Source organism: Flavobacterium luteolum (genome assembly GCF_027111275.1).
Lineage (GTDB): Bacteria > Bacteroidota > Bacteroidia > Flavobacteriales > Flavobacteriaceae > Flavobacterium > Flavobacterium luteolum.
On record NZ_CP114286.1, the window covers coordinates 5,199,350 to 5,223,460 of the forward strand.

The window sequence follows — 24,111 nt, forward strand, 5'->3', positions numbered from 1 at the left end:
AGATCAAGACATGAAAAATTATAAAATCAATAAACTATTTAATATAAAAAAGAAAGTAGTAATTGCGGCTGCTCTTTTTATTGCTATTGCTGCGGTAACATCCTGTAGCGAAGATCCATTAGACAAAGCTCCTTTGGATTCTTACACAGATGAAAATGTGTGGAATGACTTAAAACTTACAGAGGCTTTCGTTAATAATCTTTATACAGTATTGCCAAGCACCCAGCACAACTGGAACGACAAAACAAATCGAAGCTGGATCTTGTCTACTGCATGCGATGAAGCCTTTAATAATTTTAACGATTATGATGTGTGGAATCTTAATTCGGGAGCATTAACGCCTGACAACGCAGGAGATTTCAATACTTGGAAACCTACTTATGCTACTATTCAAAATTGCAATATCTTTTTGTCTCGAATTGATAACGTACCTGGAGATGAAGCTTGGAGAAACAGATTAAAAGGCGAAGTGCTTTTCTTAAGAGCTTATGCATACTTCAAATTAACTAGTGATTACGGTGGGGTTCCTCTGGTTACTAAACCTTTTGAGTTAAATAGTGATTTTAAAGTAGACCGCAGTTCTTATGATCAATGCGTTGACTTTATTGTGGGAGAATTGGACAAAGCGGCGGAATTACTTCCTTTAGCAGCTACAGATCTTGGAAGAGTTACAAAAGGGGCTGCACTTGCTATCAAATCAAGAACATTGCTTTATGCAGCAAGTCCGCAATGGAATCCTTCTAATGATCTGGCAAAATGGAAAAAAGCATCAGATGCTGCAAAAGCGGTTATGGATTTAAATATATATTCGCTTTACGATAAAAAGTATGAAGATCTTTTTACTACCAACAATTCAGAAGTTATTTTCTCTCGTTTGTCTAGTAAAGATCCACAATGGAGCGCATTTAATGGTGTAGAAATGTTTAATTCTCCGAGCGGTTTTCACGGATGGGCCAATTTTGCGCCAAGCCAAAGTCATATTGATGCTTACGGAACAGCTGACGGAAAAGATATTACAGATCCAACATCTGGTTACGATCCTCAAAAACCTTATGTAAACAGAGATCCGCGTTTTTATAAAAATATTGTTTATGATGGACGTGCTTACGGAAAACCTGAATTCTTTCAAGATCGTTACGATGCAGGAAGTTCAAATAAAGCCGAATTTTACGAAGGAGGTTTAGATTCTCCTCAAGGTTGGGATACTTGGAATGCTAGTAAAACTCGTTATACTTTCCGTAAATATTGCGATACAACGTACAATTACAATAATGAAACGCAAACTAATAAAGCTTGGATTATTTCTCGTTTAGGAGAAATTTATTTGAACTATGCTGAATCAGAATTTAAATTGGGACATGAAGGAACTGCAATTCAATATCTTAATTTATTAAGACAGCGTGCCGGAATAACAAATCCGTTAACTGGTTTAACAGGAACAGCTTTAGAGAATAAAATTCGTAACGAAAGACAAGTTGAATTATGTCTTGAAGGATTCCGCTATTATGACGTACGTCGTTGGAAAATAGCCGAAGAAACCGAAAACAAACCATTAATGGGAGTAATTATTACTAAAAACAGTGACGGATCTAAAACTTACACCTACTCCAAAGTTCAGGAAAGGATCTTTAAACCACAACATTATCTGCTTCCTATTCCAAGAGATGAAATTAACAGAACAGGTTTACCCCAGAACCCAGGTTATAATTAACTATAACCAATTAAGCAAACCCATCTAAGGGCGATGGGTTTGCTTTTAAAATGTATCAAAGCAAATCATATTACAAAGAGCATTTCTGAGGTCAACAATTTACCAGTGTAACATATATCATTATATGTAAAACACAAAAGCAACACTACAACACTGCACAACAATGGCGAAAATCGTAAAATAATAACTACTTTTCGCTAAAAACAACCCGTCCAAAGTACTACTAATACAATGGATCACAATTTAAAAACAAATGCTATGAAGATATCTTCTAGAAAAAAACTTAAATCTATCTTATTTGTCCTTATTGCATTCTGCTTTATTACAAATACAGGATTTTCACAAAACGACCAACGTTGGCAAATTAATACTGATGGTTCTATTTCTTGGCAAATAAACAACACAATTCCACATGATGATCATATCGAAATGAGCGGTAAGAGAATCTCTTGCGTTCTGAGATATGGCGTCGCAGCGGATGGTTCATTTCATGCTACACGCAGTTTGGTTTGGCCAATGCTGAGAACCATTCCGAATAATACCCATGCAAGTTTAACACGTCAATTTGCGCAGGATGCTTTTGACCTTGTTACCGTAAATTACAAACCAATTCCAGCAGAAAAAACAATCTCGCTGACTCTTAACGGAACATTATTAGTTAAAAGCAAAACCGACAAACTTGAACTTACAAGACAGTTTTTTCCTTCTACGGCTTTATCGGTTTATAATGAAATTTATACCCTTAAAAACAGTTCTGATAAAAACTGTATCGTAGAAATTCCAAAATCGAATGCGGTTTATACCACAGATCCTACAAAAGGAACTGAAGGCAGTTACACTATACATGCTGATCTTATTAATAATGGAAGTTTTAATCTTAAACCAAATGAAACTGTCAGCTTTTTTGTTATCTATTCAGGAGTTAAAACAAACGAAACAGTTCCTGCCGTAAATGCTGAAGATGAAAAAAACAAACGTTTAGAATTGATCAGTGAAATCTGGAGCAAATTGATTCTGGAAACGCCAGATCAGGTTTTGAATACTGAATTTGCTTTCGCGAAAATCAGAGCGTCAGAAAGTATTTTTGAAACCAAAGGAGGTCCAATGCACGGTCCAGGTGGAGAATCGTATTACGCAGCCATTTGGGCAAATGATCAAGCTGAATATATTGGTCCATTTTTCCCTTATTTAGGATATGAATATGGAAATCAAGCATCTTTAAATGCTTACCTTCAATTTGCAAAATTCATGAACAAAGATTATAAAGCGATTCCGAGTTCTATTGTTGCTGAAGGAACAGATATTTGGGCTGGTGCAGGAGATCGCGGAGATGGCGCGATGATTGCGTACGGAGCTGCTCGTTATGCACTTTCTAGAGGAAATGCAGATGAAGCAAAACAATTGTGGCCATTAATTGAATGGTGCTTAGAATATTGCCACAGCAAAATAAATGCTGACGGCGTAGTCGCTTCCGATTCTGATGAACTTGAAGGGCGTCTTCCTGCAGGAAAAGCCAATCTTAATACTTCTTCTTTGTATTATGATGCTTTAAATTCTGCTGTTTACCTAGGTAAGGTTTTAGGGAAAAACGAAACACAGCTGAAAGCATATAAAGCCGAAGCTGAAAAATTAAGAACAGCTATCGAAAAATATTTTGGAGCTAAAGTTGAAGGCTTTGAAACCTACAAATACTATAAAGAAAATGATGTCTTAAGAGCTTGGATCTGTACGCCACTTACCATGGGCATTTATGATCGAAAAGACGGAACTATAAACGCATTATTTTCTCCTAGATTATGGACAAAAGATGGTCTTGCAAGTGTCGCTGGAGATAAAATATTCTGGGATCGCTCTACTTTGTATGCTTTAAGAGGAGTTCTTGCTGCTGGCGAAACAGATAAAGCGCTTGATTTCTTGCATTACTATTCTGATCGACGCTTATTGGGAGATCACGTTCCGTATCCTGTAGAAGCATATCCAGAAGGCGATCAGCGTCATCTTTCGGCTGAAAGCGGTTTGTATTGCCGAATCTTTACAGAAGGATTATTCGGTATTCGTCCTACAGGTTTGCGTAGTTTTGATCTTACACCTCGTCTTCCAAAATCTTGGAATACTATGAAATTAAAACAGATTCATGCCTTTGAACACGATTTCAATATTACAGTTGAAAGAGCTGGCAAAAACCTAAAATTAAAAATAACCGATGGGAAAAAGCTAGCAATCAATAAAGTTATTAAAGATGGAACTACGATAAATATTAATTTATAATTTTTTTTTTGAATTATTGTTTTTTGATGCAAACCTCCAAAATATACTTGGAGGTTTGTTTTTTTTATAGTTTTTTAAGCAGATTAGTTTAGATATAAAGTATATCTGTAGAGACGCACCGCAGTGTGTCTACGTCCAGTATATCTACAACAGGAAAATCTTTGAGGACAAGCGCACGTGAGACGCACTGCAGTGCGCCTCTACAGGATATTGGGCCGATAATAATTTCCGCATTTTGAATTCAAAAAAATCAAAATATATTTTTAAAACAAAGCATATCTGTAGAGACGCACCGCATTGCGTCTACACAACGAATATTCACAACGATATTTATTTCAAAGCCTCAAATAATATTTCAACCGGATGCTGTGCTTTTCTTCCTGTACCATCAGCAATTTGATGCCTACAACTTGTTCCTGAAGCAGAAATTAATGTGGCGCTTTCTTCTGCCCTAATTGTCGGAAACAAAACCAGTTCTCCAATTTTCATCGAAATATCATAATGCTCTTTTTCATAGCCAAACGAACCTGCCATACCGCAACACCCACTTGGAATATTTAAAACAGTATAATTCTTTGGCAATGAAAGTATCTTCTTAAGTGGAACTAAAGACGATAAGCTTTTCTGAAAGCAATGTCCATGCATTCGCACTCTTTCTGTTTCGTCTGTAAAACTATTAGATGTAATACGTCCTAAATCCAACTCTTTAGCCAAAAATTCTTCAATCAGAAAAGTTCTAGTTCCCGCTTTTTTTGCTTTCTCTTTTAAATCTGCACGGCACAAATCAGGATATTCGTCACGAAATGATAGTATTGCCGAAGGTTCAATTCCGATCAAAATGCCATCGTTTGGAATTTCACTTTCAAAATCTCTAATATTCTGTTCTGCAATCTCTCGTGCTTCTTTCAGCATTCCTTTAGAGAGATAGGTTCTTCCGCTGATTCCAATTTTAGGAACTAAAACTTTATAACCTAATCTATTCAAAAGTTTTACCGCTGTCTGCCCTATTTCTACATCATAATAATTTAGGAATTCGTCATTATACAAATACAATTTTCCATTCGCAAAATCTCCAATTTGGCTGTAGCTTTTTATCCATTTTGCAAACGTAATTTTATGCATTAAAGGCAATTGTCTTTCTACGGCAAAACCAGTCCTTTTTTTAATCCAATTTCCAATAATTCCCTTAGCAGATAAATTATACAGCCATGGAGCTGAGGCAAACAGCTGATTTATTTTTGGCGTATTTCCAATTAGTTTCGATCTAAATTTTACTCCGTTTTTATCATGATATTGTTGCAATGTTTCGGCCTTCAGTTTTGCCATATCCACATTAGAAGGACATTCAGATTTACAGCCTTTACAGCTTAAACATAAATCCAAAACCTCCAACAGATTTTCATCATCAAAACGATTTGTTTTTGTAGAATTTGTTATGGTTTCTCTGAGCATATTGGCACGCGCTCTCGTAGTGTGTTTTTCGTCTCGAGTAGCCATATAACTTGGGCACATCGTACCGCCGCTTTTTTCTGTTTTTCTGCAATCACCAGAACCGTTGCACATTTCTGCTGCACGAAGGATTCCGTTATGTTCCGAAAAATCAAAATAAGTTTCGGGCATTGGTGTCTCCTGCCCTGCTGTATATCGCAGACTTGTATCCATAGGAGGCGTATTCACAATTTTCCCAGGATTAAAAACACCCCACGGATCCCAAACTTTTTTTATCTGAACAAATAACTCATAAATTTCATCTCCCAACATTAGCGGAATAAACTCTCCTCTAAGTCTTCCATCTCCATGTTCTCCACTCAACGAGCCTTTGTATTTTTTTACCAAATGGGCAATATCGGTTGCGATGGTTCTAAAAAGTATTGTTCCTTCTTCGGTTTTCAAATCTATAATGGGGCGTAAATGCAATTCGCCCGTAGCCGCATGCGCATAATGCACACAGTTTAGATTTCTCTCTTTTAAGATTGCATTAAAATCTGCTATAAAATCAGGCAAATCATTCACATCCACAGCGGTATCTTCAATCACTGCAACTGCTTTTGCATCTCCAGGAATATTAGATAACAAACCTAATCCTGCTTTTCTTAATGCCCAGACTTTATTGGTGTCTTCGCCATAAACAATCGGGAAATGATAACCAAGGTTTTTAGAACGCATCAAAACTTCCATTTCTCTTGCAATGCTGTCAATTTCTTCTTGCGAATCCCTCAAAAATTCGACTGCTAAAATAGCTTGAGGATCACCTTTTACAAAAAAACGATTCTTGCTTTGTTCAATATTTTCTTTGGTGCATTCCAGAATATAATGATCTATTAATTCTACACTATCCGGATTAAATTTCAGTGCTTCAATATTGGCTTTTAAAGATTCATGAATACTTTCAAAATGAACACAAACCAAAGCCGAATAAGGTTTTAAGGCATCAACCAAATTTAGTTTGATTGCTGTAGAAAAAAACAAAGTTCCCTCAGATCCCGCAATTAGTTTACAGAAATTGAACTTTTCAGCAGAATCATCAAATGGACTGCTATCTGCCAATAAATCTAAAGCATATCCTGTATTTCTTCTTGGAATTGATTTCTTAGGAAAATTGGCTTCAAATAAATTTTGGTTATGTTCAGATGATAGTATTTCTTTAGCTTGCAGATAAATTGCTTGTTCCAGTTCGCTTACAACATTAATTCCGTTGCATTTATCTTCAAATTCGGCATTAGTCAAAGAACCAAAAACAACTTCGTTTCCATCTGCTAAAAACCCTTGTATTTCGAGTACATGTTCACGGGTTGATCCGTACACAACAGATCTTGCTCCGCAGGCATTATTTCCTACCATTCCGCCAATCATACAGCGGTTACTGGTAGAAGTTTCCGGCCCAAAAAAAAGCTGATACGGTTTTAAATGAAGATTCAGCTCATCGCGAATAACTCCTGGCTCTACCCAAACCGATTTTTCATCCTGATTTACCGAAATAATTTTGGTAAATTCTTGCGAAATATCAACCACAATTCCGTTTCCAACGACTTGCCCCGCAAGTGAAGTTCCGGCGGCACGAGGAATGATACTGCTGTTGTTTTCTTTTGCAAAAGCAATAATTTTTTGGATATCTTCTTTAGTTTTCGGAACAGCTACAGCCAAAGGCATTTCTTTGTAAGCGCTTGCATCTGTTGCGTACAGCAGACGCATGGTATGATCGTAAAATAATTTTCCTTCTAATTGCTTTTCTAAATTGGCAAGTTTATTATCACTCATTTTTTTACTTTATTGTATACAAATCCACTTCTACCAAAAATGATAAAAGAGAAAAGCTGTCGCTAATTTTGGTTTGCTTAAATCGTTGTGTAGAACTAATGAAAGCTTCCGTCTATTGCAACGGAAGACTTTTTATTTTAATGGAAAGGTTTTATAATTCGCTTAATGCAATATCTAGCAACTCAACCATTTCATCAGCATTTTGTTTATTAAATGGCATTGGCGGTTTTATTTTTAAAACATTATGCAGAGGTCCGTCTGTACTTAACAAATAACCTTTGGCTTTCAGTTTTTCGACTACAATATCAATCTCAGGAATCGCAGGTTCCATGGTAATTCTGTCTTTTACCATTTCTGCACCAATAAACAAACCATGCCCGCGAACATCACTAATGATAGGATATTTAGCCATTAAACCTTTTAATCCGTTCATCAAATAATTACCTGTTTCCAAAGCATGCTGCTGCATTTCTTCCTCCTGAATTACATCTAAAACAGCCAATCCAGTAGCCATAGAAACAGGATTCCCGCCAAAAGTATTGAAGTATTCCAAACCATTATTGAAAGATTCAGCAATCTCCTCTGTTACTATAACAGCTGCAAGTGGATGCCCGTTTCCAATTGGTTTTCCTAAGACAACAATATCTGGCACTACATTTTGCAATTCGAATCCCCAGAAATGATCTCCAATTCTTCCAAATCCAACCTGAACTTCATCTGCAATGCAAACTCCTCCTGCTGCGCGAACGTAGTCGTAAACTGTTTTTAAATAATTCTCTGGCAACGGAATCTGACCTCCAACTCCCAATAAAGTTTCACAGATAAAAACTGCTGGCGCTTTATCTTCTTTCTTTAAATTTTCGATAATTCGCTGTACATCTTCAGCATATTTTTCTCCTGCTGCTGCATCTCCATATTTATAAGGACCACGATATAAATCTGGATTAATTGCTTTATGAATCCACGGCATTTGGCCAGAACCTCCCTTGCTGTCAAATTTATACGGACTCATTTCCATGGCTACAGTCGAAGTTCCGTGATAAGCGTGATCCAATACAATAATATCTTTTTGTTTAGTAAAATGACGGCTCATGCGAATGGCCAGATCATTGGCCTCACTTCCAGAATTTACAAAATAACAAACACTTAATTTCTTAGGTAAAGTTGCTGTCAGCTTTTCTGCATAATCGGTTATGGCATCATTTAAGTATCTGGTATTGGTGTTTAAAGTCGCTATTTGACGCTGCATTTTTCTTACTACAACTGGATGGCAATGTCCAACATGTGAAGGATTATTTACGCAATCGACAAAAGTTCTTCCCTTGTCATCGTATAAATATTGCAAAGCTCCTTTTACAATTTTTAATTTGTCTTTATAGCCAATACTTAGATTTCGTCCTATTTTCTGTTTTCTAATTTCAAGAAGTTCCGAATAATCGTCATTATTGATTAGTCCTTCAAAACCACAAGTTTTTCTAAATTCATCTTGTGCTTTTATAGGGTTTATTTTTATCAGTTTGTACAGCAAATCCCAAGCTGGTTTTTCAGTGACAAAATGATGTTCATTGTCACTATCCAACGATGCATTATAAGCAGATTGTGTCACACTGATGCAAAGTCTTCCTGCAATGAGATAATACAATAGATCTAATTCTTGTTCGGTAAGAGCATACGAATTATGATATCCTTTGACAATTTCTGTTGCTACAGCCAACGGATCTTCTTCATCAAGCATCGCATAAACACAAGCAATCGCTAGATTGTTGATTAAAGCGGTATATACCATGTCTCCAAAATCGATCAATCCGCTAATGCGATTGTCTTTTACCAAAACATTGTAATCGTTGGCGTCATTATGTATATAAGCATGTCTCAGTCGGTGCAACTGCGGTAATACTTCTGTATCAAACTGCAATAAAAAATAACCCGCTATACGTCTTCTTTCGTGATTTAGAATATACTTTAGATTATCACCTGCTTCGCTTGCACGGCTAATATCCCAAGTATAATTGCGATGCATTGCCGGATGAGAAAAATTCGCCAGCTCAGCATCCATATTGCCTAAAAACGAACCTAAATTGTAATGCAGTTGACTATTTTTATTCTTTTCATCTACCCAAAAAGTCCCTTCTAAAAAGTTGAGAATTCGAATATAATAGATTTGCGAATCTGTTACAATCTGAGTCAGCTCCTCTCCTTTTGTATTCAGGCAGAAATGCTGAAAACAATCAGAAATATCACTTTTGGCAAGATGTCTCATGATGGCAGCCTGCGCTTCTAAAAATGGAAATGAATGGCTCTCATTTGATACTTTTAGAATGTACTTTTCATTCTTATCATCAGATAAAAGAAAATTCAATTCATCATATCCATTTAATGCTTTTACGGTTACATTTAAACCGTAATGTTCTTTTACTAAATCCTGAATAACTGTTTCTGAAAAAGTCATTGTATTCTATTAAATTGTTTTTTCTTTTTTTTTAGCCACGAATTACACCAATTTTCACTAATTTTTTTAAATGTTTTCTCTTAATTCGTGTAAATTCGTGCAATTCGTGGCAAACTTTATTCTATTCTATTTCCAAATAACAGCCTGAGCTGGTTCTAATGGATTTTTTCCAACTAATATTTTACTTCCAGTAGGAATTGGCAGATTTATGGTTTCATTGGTATAATTTACACCAACAAAGAAACCATTACGCCATTCTACATAAACCCCTTTTGGTAAATCTTGAATAGCAACTTTTGCACGTTCGTATACCGTTCTTACCACTTGTCTTTCCAAATTTCCATCTTTACTTTCAGCTCCAATATACGTAACGGTTCCTTTTCCTAATTTTCTCGTAATCGCAGCCGCTTTGCCTTTGTAGAACTGATCCGCATAAGAAGCTAAAACTTCCGTTCCTTGTTTCGGATTTAAAACATCAGCCCAAACATTCCACTTATAGGTATTGTTTCCAGCATTTATAATTCCGTTTACATCTTCAACCAACATATCAAAAAACTCAACATCTGCACCGATTAAAGGTACAATTGGTCCGCTCCAATTTGCTTCGAAGAAATGACCATTTTTATCTTTCTGTCCTGTACGGCATGAAAGAATTAAATTTCCGCCATTTTCAACATATTTCGTCCATTTGTCTACCAGTTTTTGATCAACTAATTGATACGCTGGCGCAACGATAAATGGATAAGCAGAAAAATCGCTTTCTTCTGTAATAAAATCCATTGGCGCACCCGTTGATTTTACTGCTGAAGTATAGGTATTTCTATGTCTCCAAGTACTCCAGAATTCGGTTTGTTTCTGATTTTCTAAATCCCACAGATTCTCGTGGCTCCATAAAAATCCAGTCTTTCTTTTTGCTATTTCTTGCGGAATAACTGCTTTTGGATTGTACTCTTTACGAAGCAGTTTCATGTCTTCGATTGATTGAACAAACTCTTTTCCTCCAGTAGTTAAAGTCACGCCATCAGTTCCAACAATTCCGTCATGATACATTTCGCTGCTTCCAAGCGGATGTCTATATCTGTACGTACAAGTAAAAGAACAGCCTCCACCAAAAGCCTGAGAAATCCACATGTGGACTGTTCCTGGCAATAACTGCGGATTAATGCTTGCCCAGTTTACTTGTCCCGGCTGCATTTCCATTACACCTGTAACCCCATTTATAGATCTGTAATAATCATTGGCTTCCGAAATTTTATTAGGATGTCCCATTCTGAAATTTTGTCCACCTAATTGATTTCTTCCGCTTACAGGATACATAGTATAAGTTGCAAAATCCATTTTATCTGTTCTTCTTGGGTCAGCGCCGTAAACTACATTGGTATAATTTGTAGTAATCCATTGTTTCGGATCGATATATTTTCGAAGCACTTCTGCCTGTAAATTCAAATATTCTGCTTGAGAATCTGCTGTAAATCTTTTAAAATCTAGAATAGCATGCGGACTTAATTTATCTTCAAAATAAATCTCTGCATTTGGAATCGCAATCTGTTCAAAATTATTGTATCTGATGCTCCAAAAACTCGTAACCCATTCCGTATTTAATTTTTCGATTGTTCCATACTTCGCTTTTAACCATTTCTGAAATCCTTTTTGTGCCGATGGACTAAAGTCATCTGGAGCGCCCGGTTCGTTATCCACTTGCCAGCCAATCACATTTTTATTATTGCCGTATCTTTTTCCTAATTCGGTAACAATTTTAGCTACAAATTCTCTGTATTTCTCATTAGACACAGATTGATTAGCTCTGTTACCATGTTCTCTGCGTCTTCCGCTTGCATCTACCAGATAGATTTCAGGATATTTTTCTCCCATCCATGCTGGTGGCGTTGGCGTTGGTGTGCACATGATTACTTTCAAACCTTGTTTTTCGGCAATTGCCAATGCATCATCTAGCCATTTAAAATCATATTTTCCTTCTTCTGGTTCCATAAAAGTCCACGCAAACTCCGCAAAGTGTGTAAACTCAAAACCTAGTTTTTTAATATTTTTTAAATCACGTTCCCATTGTTCTCGTGGCCATTGCTCTGGATAATAGTATACTCCAATCTGCATTAAATCAGGTTTGGAAAAAAATCGCTGAGGATCTTTATTTTCTGTAGTTGTGCTTTTCTTACTTTGGGCTAAAACTGGCGTCAAATTACAGCCTACAATAAATAAGCCTGCTGCTATTATTTTTGTGAAAGATATATTGTGGTTAAACATAGTTAGTTGTTGTTGTATTCGTTATTAAATTGAATAATTAAATTCAAATTATTTATCCTCTAAAAGTAGCATTAAATAATGCGAAGCCGACCAGCTGAAGTTAAACGCTTCTAATCCTTTTCCGTTTAAGGGCTGATAATTTTCTCTTATGGTAGTGCCTTTATCCAAAGCACCTTCTGCATTATGCATCAGTTTATGCGCCAGTTCGTTTGCTTCTTTTGTGTAACCGTATTTTTCTAATCCGTTGATGCCAAAATAACTTTGGTCAAGCCAAATTGGCCCTCTCCAATATCCGTTATTAGGCTTAAACTTTGGATGATTTGCCGCCAATGTTGGCAAAGGCACAAAAGTGTTCAGACTAGCTGGATCAATCATATTGTTTTTTGCTGATTTGGCTTGTTCTGCAGTAGCAACTTCTGCCCAAATCGGACAATATCCTTCGCATCCCATTGCTTTTATCAATGTTTTGCCGTCAATTGTCGTGTCATAAAACCAGCCTGTCGCTTCATCCCAAAATTGCTTTTGAATTTTCAGTTTTAATGCATCACTTTCGTCTTTCCATTTTTTCGCTTCATCACTTAATTTTAAAATGGTCGCCATTTTATTCAGATAATTTTTCTCAGCAAATAGAAACGAATTTAAATCAACGCTTTCCTGATCTAACGAATACGCTTTTTCGCCATTTTTCAGGATTTTGCTATCATCAAAACGAACAGCATTATCCATTCCGCTTTCCCATTTTGCAGCGATCACAGTTCCATCTGTCGAACCAAATTCGCATAAACCATCCTGATCGTGATCACGCTCTTTGTACCACCAATTATGATATAATTTAAGCTTTGGATAAAACTCTTTTATGAAATCAGCATCTTTCGTTTTTTCATAAATCTTCCAGATTGCCCAAGCTGCAAGTGGTGCTTTTGTATTTCTGTAATTGTTTTCTTCAAGAAGATTATTTCTGTAAATACAATCTGGAATAAAACCATTTGGATCTTGATAATCGAACAAAGCGCGCATTTGATTTTTAGCTAATTCGGTATCATAATTGGCTACTGCAACGGCATGTTTCCAACTGTCCCAAGCCCAAAAACCGTGAAACCATTCGTAATTATAACTCGGAAAAAGACCTCCATGTTTTAATCCTTCTGCTGCAATTCTTGTGTTGTTTTGTAAAGTCAGCACCAATTTTGCTGCAAAATCTGAATAGATCTGATCTTTGTAAATGTTTTTCTTTTTGGCAATTAACTCTGCCAATAGTTTTTCTTTTTCTTTTTGTGTGTTGTTTAATAGCGTAGCAAATACCGTTTTTTGTATCGTTTCATTTTCTGTTTTCCAAGAATACTGTGGAAAAATAAAACTTTGCGAAACAATAATTTCTTTGGTTTCATTTGGTTTTAAAACCAATTTTTCTGTCTGTGCTTTGAATCCTTGTTTGGTAATTTCAAATTCAGGATTTGATTTTAAAAACTGAATGTATCCTACAGCAGTACTTTTTGTAGAAACGATTTTTAAAGTGTTTTTTTCATTAGACAATTGCAAATCCTCTAAAAAAAGAGACGCATTATACGAAGGAAAAATAGTGATTGATTTTGTGCTTTTGTTTGTAATACTTGTTTTTTGTAAAGCCGAATGGCCTGATAAAAACACCAATTGCTGTTTTACTTCTAATTTCTCATTCTTAAACTGCTGTTCTAAATGGCTGTTGAAGCTGTTTTGTGAAACCAATGAACTTTTCCAGTTGATTACTTCCTGTTTATTTTCGTCTTTTAGCTCAAGCGAAACAAATGATGGACTTAACCAAACTCCGTTTTGTTCTGTCATCAAAAAAGGCCCTGAAAATCCTGCTTGAACATTTGAACCTTCTAAAAATCCAAATGCAAACCAAGCTCCTTTATCTGAGAATGCTAATGGTTTTCTATCAGTTGCGTTTGCTGGATTTCCTTTATAATTAATGCTATTTTTAGCAGATTCTAAGTTTGGAAAGCTTTTTTGAGACCAACCTGATTGTATTAGAAAGAGTGATGAAAGAATAAAAAGTATTTTCTTTTTGCTCATGTTGTGTCATTTTTTGTGTTGTGTTGTTATATAGCAATAGGTCAGCCCATTTTACTGAGCAGACCAATATCTTTAGATAAAAAGAATAGCCAAGAAATATAGGCTATTCTTTTTAAATATTTAAATCATTTTGAGAGAATTAATTCGTTTGCAATTCTGTCAATGGAATTGGGTAAAAGTTATTCTTTGCTGCGTCGAAACCTGTGCGTCCAACTGCATCAAGAGCTTGTTTTGTTTTTCCCCAACGGCGTAAATCGTAAAAACGGAAATTTTCAAGAGGGAATTCTAAAATTCTTTCGTGCTCGATTTGCGCTTTTACCTCAGCACCACTTGTTCCTGTCATTGCAGGCATATCTGCTCTAGCGCGAACTTTATTGATATACGGAATCGCTTCTGCTGGACGACCCAATTCATTTAAAGCTTCTGCCTGCATCAACAATACATTTGAATATCGCATTAAAGGAATATTAATTGCTGTAAATTCCTGATCCATTTTTTCCTGTGTGCTTGGAATAAATTTACGATATACTGGTTTGTCTGTATCTCCAAATTTATCATCGTATGTTGTTCCTAATACTAATGGATTATTAGCATCATTAAAATATGGATCTTTGAAGAAAATTGTGCTGTAAAAACGTGAATCATAGTTTCCTGTTGTCGCAACTTTTCCTTCTTTTTTGAATTCATTTACAAGCATTGGACTTGGAAGAATTTCGTCCCATCCGCCAAGCTCAGCCGCTGCCATCCAGTAGTGAAGTGCATTGCGGTAGAATGCTCCGTTTGCTGTAGTTTCTGAAAACTGAAGTTCAAAAATCGATTCTTTAGTATTTTTCATTGTTCCGTCAAACATAGAAACATAATCTTTTACCAGCTCATATCCTTGCACTTTGCTAAATGCCGTAAGCGCTTCATTTAGGAAAGCTTGTTTTTGGGCTGTTTCTTCATAAGATCTTGTCAAATATGCAAATCCTAAATAACTATTTGCTGCACCGCTTGTTGCACGTCCTGTTTTATCTGCAGATTGTTTTGCAGGCAAAACAGCTGCTACAGCTTTAAATTCGCTTGTAATAAAATCCCAAGCTTCTGCACGGCTTGACAACGGAATGTTTAGATCGCTTTCTTTTGTAACATATTTATTTCTGATATAGATTTGATCCCAATTTAGAATCAATTTCATGTGGTAATATGCACGTAAAAAACGAGCCTCTGCCTCAATTTGCTTGCGATCTTCATCGCTAATTTTTGCTGCAGGAACTTGTGGCAATTTATCAATAACCTGATTGGCATTACTAATTCCTCTATAGTTAATTCTCCAATAACTAGTAAACTGGCTGTTTCCGTTTGTGTAGGTAAAAGTAGAAAGTTCAACCCAGTTTTGGTAGTTCAATGCATCGCTTCCTAATTCGTTTATGTCTTCACGATATGCTTCAACTGGCCATTTTACTTCGGCGAAAGCCCATTCGTCAACAGCGCATTCTAATTGTGAATACGTGGACGCCAAAGCCGATTCGGCATCTGCTTTATTTCTCCAGAAATTATCTGATGTAAGCTGATCTGGAGATTGTTGATCCAAATAGTCATCACAGCTTGTAAAAGTGAATAAACCTATAGTGGATAATATTAAAAATATCTTTTTCATGATAATGTCGTATTAAGTAGAATTAAAATATATACTGAACTCCAGAAACAAATGATCTTGTAAATGGATAAACAAAACGGTCTACACCTGTGTCAATTACTTTGTCACGTGAAAATTCTGGATCAATTCCCGAATAATTGGTGATTGTAAACAAGTTTTCGACGCTTACATAAAATCTCAGTTTGTCGATTTTTGCTTTACCTAACATTTTGTTTGGAATAGTATATCCAAATTGCAACTGACGCATTCTGATAAAATCGCCACTTTCAAGAAAACGATCCGATTCACGGCTGTTTCCGTTTGGATCCTGCAATACGGCACGCGGAATATTACTGTGATTTTCTGGTGTCCATGAGTTTAATGTAGAAGCCAACATATTGGTTCCTGCATTCATAGACTCATAAAAATATCTGTTTCCGTTGTATAATTTATTACCCCATCCGCTTCCTATCAAAGCAGAAAAATCAAATCCTTTATAACTAGCTCCTAAACTAAGGTTTACTTCTAGTTTTGGTAGTCCTGTTCCTGCATAAGCTTTATCATTTTCATCAATAACGCCATCTCCATTCAAATCTTTAAAGCGAATATCTCCAGGCTGTGCATTTGGCTGCAATAAAACACCATTTTTATTGTGAGCTGCTACTTCTTCAGCAGATTGGAAAATACCATCTGTTTTGTATAAATAGAATCCACTAATTGGGCTTCCTACACGAGCTTGAGTTGGAAAGTGCTCATCTCCGTATTTTAATCCTTCTCCATAAATAGTCTGTCCGTCATTAGCCAGTTCTTCTACTTTGTTTTTAAGCGTGGTAAGGTTTAATCCTGCGTTGTATTTAAACTCATTAACCTGATCGCGGTAATTTACTTCAAATTCAAATCCGCTGTTGCTAATTTTACCTACGTTAAGAACTGGATCATCAATTCCTGCAGATGGAGCCAGTTTTTTTGTAATCAACAAATTGTCTGTTACATTATGATAGTAGTTCATCGAACCGCTAATTTTTCCTTTTAAAAGCGTATAATCGATACCAATATTTTTAGAATCTGTAGTTTCCCATTGCAGGTTTCTATTTTCTAATGCTGTTGCAATACTACCAGGCCAAGGATTGCTTCCTATACCCTGAACATAACCGTTGCCTAAAAAATTTCCTGTTTTGATCAATGTATTTGCAGAATAATATCCTAAAGCAGCTTCGTTACCCAATTGTCCCCAGCTTGCACGCAATTTTAAAGTAGAAAGAATCATATCTTTTGGGAAGAAATCTTCTTGTTCGATTTTCCATCCTAAAGCAATAGAAGGGAAAGTTCCCCAACGGCTGTCTTCTCCAAATTTAGAAGAACCATCTTTTCTAACTGTCACTTGCAATAAGTAACGATCATTATATGAATAATTTAACCTGCTAAAAAAAGATACTCTGTTGTATTGGAATTTTGAACCATCAGCAGAATAAGTACCTCCTCTTCCTGCGCCAATGGTTTCAAAACCAGGATCAAGGAATCCAGAAGGACGATCGATAGAAACCAACTGTCCGTTTTCTACAGTATAATCAGTTGTTTTTCCTTCAACACTAACCTGATTCCAGTTTGAAGCCTGGCTGTTAAACGTATTACCCAACATTAAACCAAAAACATGTTTTCCGAAGGTTTTATCGATTGTGATAATATTATCTAATATCTGCTCATTCCAAGTTGTTCTCAACTCTGTCTGCATTGGATAAAGATGCACTTCTTTTGGATTTGCAATATACGGCGGAAAGTGTGCAGTCTGCTGATTATTCTTTACACGGTAAGAATAAGCCAGTTTGTATTTTAACCATGGAGCAATGTTTGCAGTTGCAGCAATATTTGCCGTTATGTCCTGTCCGATGTCATTGCTTTTTCTAAAATGCTCTTCGGCAACTGGATTTGTTCCTGCTGGTAAACCATTTTTATTCGCTAGTCCGTAACCGTATTCCTCATTTTCATCATAAACAGGAACCAAAGGAGCCATCGTATATACTTCTTTTAGCTGAAAATTTGGCAATGCATTTTGCGTTCCCATGTACGCCATTTTTGCATCGATATCAAAAATTGATTTTTTAAAACTAACTCTCGCACTACCCGTTTGCTGACCAAATTCGTTATCTATTACAATACCTTTTTGCTTCACAAAATTACCATAAAGAGCAAATTTAAAATCTCCCTGTCTTCCCTGAATTCCTAAACCATAGTTTTGTGTAAAACCAGAACGGAAAACTTCGTCCTGCCAATCTGTATTTACATCTGATGGTGCTGTAATATAAGCTGGAAGCGGTTTTGGTGAAGTTGCATATTTATTGTACTCATCATACATTCTTTTATTGACAGTACAATAACCGTCAGCATCTAACATATCTAATGTTTTTGATGGATTTGTAATGCTTAAAAAAGAACTGAAATCTACTTTTACGCCTTCTTTTTGTCCATTTTTAGTCGTTACGATAATTACACCATTTGCAGCGACAGATCCGTAAATTGCAGCTGCGGCACCGTCTTTAAGAACCTCCATCGATTCTATATTAGTTGGGTTTATGGTATTAATAGATCCCTGAAAACCGTCAATGATATAAAGTGGTTCTGTTGCTCCGAAAGTATTTACACCACGAATTTTCACGCTTACTGAAGCACCTGCAACACCACCACTTTTTTGCACATTTACTCCGGCAACTAATCCTTGAAGAGCTTCTGATGGACTTGTTGTCGCACGAGTTTCAAGGCTTTCTTTTTTTACTGTAGAAATAGCTCCTGTAACATTACTTTTCTTTTGAGTTCCATAACCAATAATAACTACTTCATTCAATTTATTGGTTTCTTCCTGCATAGATACATTAAGCTCCGAACGATTGTTTATACTCTCACTTATGGATATAAATCCTACATAAGAAAAAACAATAATCGGATTCTCCAACGTCGATGGATACACTAAGGTGTAATTTCCATCAATATCTGTCCCAGCATTGTATTTAGAATCTTTAATCGAAATACTTACCCCAGGCAGCGTATTATTTTTGTCATCCGTCACTTTTCCTGAAATTGTTTTTTGTGCTTGTGCAAAACTGATGTTTGGCAGCCACAAGCATAACAGCAGAGGAATAAAATAAATTACCCTAATTAGTTTTCTGTTCATGTTGGTAATGGTTTTAGTTAGTAAATTTTTAGGTTTCTTTTTTTTAATTTTTAATATTTAGTTTTTGTATTGCATGTATATACATCTTGTTTGACAATGCTTTAAAACATTACCAAACAAAATGCAGTATTCTAATTGATGTTTTTTGCTAAGCTTTAGCTAACCTAAATAGGTTCTACAAGTCAAATTTTATTCCTTGAGCCAACGGAAGACTTGTAGTATAGTTGATTGTATTGGTTTGCCTTCTCATGTAAATTTTCCAGGCATCAGATCCAGATTCCCGGCCACCACCAGTTTCTTTCTCACCGCCAAAAGCCCCACCAATTTCAGCTCCAGAGGTTCCAATATTTACATTTGCAATACCGCAATCAGAGCCTGTTACAGATAAAAATAATTCGGCTTCTCTTAAATTATTGGTCATAATTGCAGAAGACAATCCTTGCATTACACCATTTTGTATTTCAATTGCCGCTTCAACAGTGCCCGAATATTTTAATAAGTATAAGACAGGAGCAAAAGTTTCGTGCTGTACAATTTCAAAAGAATTATCAGCCTCTGCAATTGCAGGTTTTACGTAACAGCCGCTTTCATATCCATCACCAGAAAGCACTCCACCTTCAACCAGAATTTTACCTCCTTGCTCTACCACTTTTTTCAAAGCATCATTATACAATTCAACTGCCTGCTTGTCTATAAGAGGTCCAACATGATTTTTTTCGTCTAAAGGATTCCCGATACGCAATTGTCCATAGGCAGAAATCAGAGCTTCTTTAACTTTTTCATAAATGCTTTCATGAATGATTAAACGGCGTGTAGAAGTACATCTTTGTCCTGCTGTACCAACAGCACCAAAAACGGCACCAATAACGGTCATCTTAATATCTGCATCTGGCGTTACAATAATGGCGTTGTTGCCACCTAATTCCAATAATGATTTTCCAAAACGTCCTGCAACTACCTGCGCTACAATTTTACCCATTCGCGTAGAACCAGTAGCCGAGATTAACGGAATTCGTTTATCGTTAGTTAGCAATTCACCAATTTTATAGTCTCCTGTAATCAAGCACGAAATTCCTTCAGGCAAATTGTTCTCTTTTATAACCTCTGCCATTATATTTTGACAAGCAACTGCACAAAGAGGTGTTTTTTCTGAAGGTTTCCATACACAAACATCACCACAAACCCAAGCTAGAGCGGTATTCCAAGCCCAAACAGCCACTGGAAAATTAAACGCTGAAATGATTCCCACAACTCCTAGAGAATGGTACTGCTCATACATTCTGTGTCCTGGTCTTTCTGAATGCATTGTTAATCCGTGCAGCTGACGCGAAAGTCCAACCGCAAAATCACAGATATCTATCATTTCCTGTACTTCGCCATAACCTTCCTGCAAAGATTTACCCATTTCATAAGAAACCAGTTTACCTAAAGCTTCTTTATTTTTGCGCAATTTTTCTCCAAATTGTCGCACTATTTCTCCACGCTGCGGAGCCGGCATTAATCTAAATTGTTTAAAAGCAGCTGTTGCCGCTTCCATCGCTTTTTCATAATCTGCAGCAGTAGATGTCTTTATTTTTGCAATCAATTTTCCATCTACAGGCGAATAGCTTTCTAAGATTTCTCCACTAGAAAAATTATTCAATCCTGTTGAAGTTCCTTCATTAATGTCCTGTATGTTTAATTCTTTTAAAGCTTCTTTTATTGTAATTTCTAATTCTTCGATTGCCATTATGAACTTTTTAATTGTGCTTTTTGTATTAAATGAATGTTAGAGCGTTTTTTGAAGCTTTACATCGGTGCTTTCAAATATCTTATCTGCAGATGATGCCACAAATCCTTGATACAATTCTCCGTTTGACATTGGATAACGCAATGCAAATTCATAATAACATGACGGCACTTTTAATGTTCCTTCTTCAAAATCAATATTGTACAAATCTGCTAAAGTGCTTGATTGTTCCAATAACTGTTCTGGAGTTCCTTTAATTTTTCCTCCAGATGCGTTTAATTCCCATCCATTAGATTCTAAGAAATTATTCAATTCTTCTAAGGTTTTAAATCCCTTTAAAGCATTGGTATTGATTGTAAAGTGATTGGCTCTAAATCCATAAACATACATCCAAGCTGCATATTCAGACTCTTCCAATAATAATTTATAAACCGCTTGTGAATTTCCATTCCAAACAGATCCGCTTAAAACCAATTCTGGATTATTAAAGACACTTTGATCGCAGTTGTTTAATAAATTCTCTACTGTAGTCTGCAAGTCAGTAGAACACTTTTCCAATTCAAGTTCAGAAATAAAAATTCTTGGTGCATCTTTATCAGTTGCGTGCTCATAATGTTTAGCAAAGAGTTTTTTTGTTTCAAAATGATACTCTCCTTTTGCCTCATAACCCACATTTAGGAATGGTTTCTCTAATACTTCGATATTCACACGCTTATCATTGAAAGTACGAATTGCGATATGATCGTTTTTAATTTCTTCTCCCTTGTCTTCTAGAAGTTCATGAATTTTTAATGCTGACGGAGTAATTTCAACATATTGCTCCCATAGCTTTGTAAGTAATTGATCTTTATTCATTTTGTAGTTATGTTAAAATAGTGTTATTATGACACAAATCTATACATATAACTGTTATAATAACAGTATAACAACACGATTATTTATAATTAGACATTTGTTATGTTATTTTTTGTAATTTTGACACTTTAAAAACCGTTTTTAACAGAAGAATTGTCAAAATAATAGAATCATCAATTAAAAACTACTTATGGCAAAGGTCAAGAAGAATGAAAATACTGACTATTTAGATAGAGAAATCATACAAAAACTTAGCGAGAATGCAAGAATACCATTTTCTGATCTGGCTAAAGAATTAAATATTTCTAATTCGCTGGTACATCTAAGGGTTAAAAAACTCCAAGACGCAGGAATAATTAATAGCTTTTCTGTAAAATTAAATCCGAAAGAGCTTGGTTTTGAAACTATTACCTATACAGGAATTGTTACGAAAGAGGCTCACTTTTCTTACTCAATCGCCGAAAAGCTAAAAGCAATTCCCGAAGTGATTGAGTGTCATTGGGTATCGGGAAAATATGCTTTGTTCATAAAAATTGTCGCTGCAAATAATGAAGAGCTTCGTAAAATTTTATACGAACAAGTGCATCAGATTGAAGGCGTTGGAAGCACCGATTCGTTTTTCTCCTTTGGTTCTGCTTTTGAGAAAAATCTGCCAGTATAACTACAAATTCCAGCATAATGATCTAGAACTATCTGATGTAGATAAATGTAAACTTACTCTAGTTTATAATATTAATCAGATATTCTTCCCAAGTCTGTTTACCACTATTATTTTCTGGGCACAGATTTATTCCTGTAGTAAATAATCTATGGCGAATATCTTCTGGCTCTTTTAATGCGAGATTTTTATTGCTCTGAATTACTTCAAAGTAAATTTGAATCATTTCTTCTAAATGAAGCATCTTTGGACCTCCAAAATCTCGCATTAAACCTTTTGGAGATTCGAATGTAAGAGAGGCTAATAATGCAGCGACTTCTTGTACAGCTACAGATTGGAACCTCAGCCCAGATGGAATTGTCATTACATCAGATTCTACACTTTGACTCTCTAATGCCTTTATCATAGTAAGCACAAAATCATGAAATTGTGTAGTTCTAAGGATTGTAAAAGGAATGCCACTATTTGCGATACTATTTTCAACTTCCAATTTTCCTTGGTAATAAGGATAATCGCTTTTATCAATTCCGACAATAGAAATATAAATGAAATGTTTGATTGAATTACTATCTAATGCTTGCAGTAATTTTTTTGTGCCTTCTATATCAGTTTGCTGAAAGTCTCTAGGATTACTTGCACAGTGAATAACGATTTCTGCTCCAGCTGCTGCTTCTTTCAAACCAAAATTTTTAAACAAATCTCCTGTAAAAAACTCTAAGTTATTTTGAACACAATTATTTGCTTGAGTTGTTAATACAGCTGTTTTGAAACCTTTTTCTAATAATATATCAACAATATATTTTCCTAGATGTCCATTTCCGCCAGTAACTAATATCTTATTCATTCGGTTTGTAATTAGAATACTATATTAGAAAAAAAACCTCGTAACCTCAAAATTTTTTAGGTATAAGTAGACCATTATGCCGATTCTTTTAAGAAAGAATAAATTGGCTCAATCTTAAAGACGTTAAATCTAGAATTAGTAACCGGACTACTCAAAATATAAAAAGTGGTACATTTTGATGATACAGCAAAACGATACTTTTGGCTAAAAATCATTAAAGCATATCAAAATAAATGAACACGCAAATAAGACACGACTGGAAAAAAGAAGAAATTCAAGCTATTTACGATCAGCCTTTATTAGAATTGGTTTATCAGGCTGCAACCGTACATCGCGAGTTTCATAAACCTTCAGAAATACAGGTTTGTACGTTGCTTTCTGTAAAAACAGGCGGTTGTCCAGAAGATTGTTCGTATTGCGGACAAGCAGCACGTTATCATACAGACATTAAAGTTCAAGCACTTCTTCCGACAGAAAAAGTATTAGAACATGCGCAAAAAGCAAAAGACGGCGGTTCTTCTCGTTTTTGTATGGCGGCCGCTTGGCGCGAAGTGCGTGACAACAAAGATTTTGATCGTGTTATCGAAATGGTAAAAGGTGTAAACGATCTTGGTTTGGAAGTTTGCTGTACTTTGGGAATGCTTACAGAAGAGCAAGCCATTCGTCTTCAAGAAGCGGGTCTTTATGCTTATAATCATAATTTGGATACTTCTGAAAGTTATTACGATGAAATAATCAGCACTCGTAAGTTTGACCAACGTTTGGATACTATTAATAATGTGAGAAAAGCAGGAATCACAGTTTGTTCGGGCGGAATTATTGGCCTTGGAGAATCTAATGCCGATAGAGTTTCTATGCTGTTAACTTTAGCAACAATGCCTGTTCATCCTGAATCTGTTCCTGTAAATGCCTTGGCCAGAGTAAAAGGAACTCCGCTAGAAAACAATCCGAAAGTGCCTATTTGGGATATGGTTCGAATGATAGCTACAGCGCGTATTGTGATGCCTGCTTCTATTGTTCGTTTAAGCGCCGGACGTATCGAAATGACCGAAGAAGAACAAGCTTGGTGTTTTATGGCTGGTGCCAATTCTATTTTTACTGGGGAACGCGAAACTTTATTGGTAACGCCAAATCCAGGATTATCAGAAGATATGCAGATGTTTCAAAATCTTGGGCTTAAGCCTTTGGTTAAAGAAAATAAAAGTGCTTGTTCTGTGATTTAAAAAGTAGCTATAATA

At 35.8% G+C, this 24,111-nt stretch carries 13 protein-coding genes; 4 read left to right on the top strand and 9 right to left on the bottom strand.

The genetic code is table 11. The features are described from left to right. Positions 1–10: 10 nt before the first annotated feature. Together OZP10_RS22180 and OZP10_RS22185 are read left to right on the top strand one after the other, a co-directional pair. Positions 11–1,711 carry a RagB/SusD family nutrient uptake outer membrane protein gene (locus tag OZP10_RS22180; protein ID WP_281632832.1) on the top strand — a complete coding sequence of 567 codons (1,701 nt, stop codon included), beginning with the start codon at positions 11–13 and terminating at the stop codon, positions 1,709–1,711. 258 nt (positions 1,712–1,969) lie between these two features. Beyond that, positions 1,970–3,979 carry a hypothetical protein gene (locus tag OZP10_RS22185; RefSeq protein ID WP_281632833.1) on the top strand — a complete coding sequence of 670 codons (2,010 nt, stop codon included), beginning with the start codon at positions 1,970–1,972 and terminating at the stop codon, positions 3,977–3,979. A gap of 330 nt (positions 3,980–4,309) precedes the next feature. On the opposite strand, the gene OZP10_RS22190 is transcribed toward OZP10_RS22185, so the two are convergent. The 8 genes from OZP10_RS22190 to OZP10_RS22225 form a co-directional block, all read right to left on the bottom strand. Further along, positions 4,310–7,237: an FAD-binding and (Fe-S)-binding domain-containing protein gene (locus tag OZP10_RS22190; protein WP_281632834.1), complete on the bottom strand. Its 2,928-nt coding sequence runs from the start codon at positions 7,235–7,237 to the stop codon at positions 4,310–4,312. A gap of 151 nt (positions 7,238–7,388) precedes the next feature. Further along, on the bottom strand, positions 7,389–9,686 hold the full coding sequence (locus OZP10_RS22195) for an aminotransferase class III-fold pyridoxal phosphate-dependent enzyme (protein ID WP_281632835.1): 2,298 nt from the start codon (positions 9,684–9,686) through the stop codon (positions 7,389–7,391). A 126-nt stretch (positions 9,687–9,812) separates the two neighbouring features. Then, positions 9,813–11,948, bottom strand: a complete 2,136-nt coding sequence (locus tag OZP10_RS22200) for a beta-galactosidase (RefSeq protein ID WP_281632836.1) — start codon at positions 11,946–11,948, stop codon at positions 9,813–9,815. Positions 11,949–11,996: 48 nt separating this feature from the next. Next, on the bottom strand, positions 11,997–14,003 hold the full coding sequence (locus OZP10_RS22205) for an MGH1-like glycoside hydrolase domain-containing protein (protein WP_281632837.1): 2,007 nt from the start codon (positions 14,001–14,003) through the stop codon (positions 11,997–11,999). Positions 14,004–14,142: 139 nt separating this feature from the next. Then, complete coding sequence (locus tag OZP10_RS22210) at positions 14,143–15,642, bottom strand: RagB/SusD family nutrient uptake outer membrane protein (protein ID WP_281632838.1); 1,500 nt, start codon at positions 15,640–15,642, stop codon at positions 14,143–14,145. Positions 15,643–15,664: 22 nt separating this feature from the next. Further along, positions 15,665–18,787 (bottom strand): SusC/RagA family TonB-linked outer membrane protein, encoded by a 3,123-nt coding sequence (locus OZP10_RS22215; RefSeq protein ID WP_281632839.1) that lies wholly within the window; start codon positions 18,785–18,787, stop codon positions 15,665–15,667. A gap of 175 nt (positions 18,788–18,962) precedes the next feature. Further along, entirely contained in the window at positions 18,963–20,516 is a 1,554-nt protein-coding gene (gene amaB / locus OZP10_RS22220; protein ID WP_281632840.1) for an L-piperidine-6-carboxylate dehydrogenase, read from the bottom strand. Positions 20,517–20,555: 39 nt separating this feature from the next. Next, positions 20,556–21,371, bottom strand: coding sequence for a DUF1338 domain-containing protein (locus tag OZP10_RS22225; RefSeq protein WP_281632841.1), 816 nt, complete (start codon positions 21,369–21,371; stop codon positions 20,556–20,558). Positions 21,372–21,561: 190 nt separating this feature from the next. On the opposite strand from OZP10_RS22225, the gene OZP10_RS22230 reads away from it, so the two are divergent. Then, on the top strand, positions 21,562–22,032 hold the full coding sequence (locus tag OZP10_RS22230) for an Lrp/AsnC family transcriptional regulator (protein ID WP_281632842.1): 471 nt from the start codon (positions 21,562–21,564) through the stop codon (positions 22,030–22,032). Between the two features lie 58 nt (positions 22,033–22,090). Here the strand turns inward: OZP10_RS22230 and OZP10_RS22235 are convergent, their stop codons facing one another. After that, a complete protein-coding gene (locus OZP10_RS22235; protein ID WP_281632843.1) occupies positions 22,091–22,873 on the bottom strand; it encodes an SDR family oxidoreductase in 783 nt (260 codons plus the stop codon). A gap of 233 nt (positions 22,874–23,106) precedes the next feature. Between OZP10_RS22235 and bioB the strand changes: the two genes are divergently transcribed. Next, entirely contained in the window at positions 23,107–24,096 is a 990-nt protein-coding gene (gene bioB, locus OZP10_RS22240; protein WP_281632844.1) for a biotin synthase BioB, read from the top strand. The last annotated feature ends 15 nt before the right edge of the window (positions 24,097–24,111 follow it).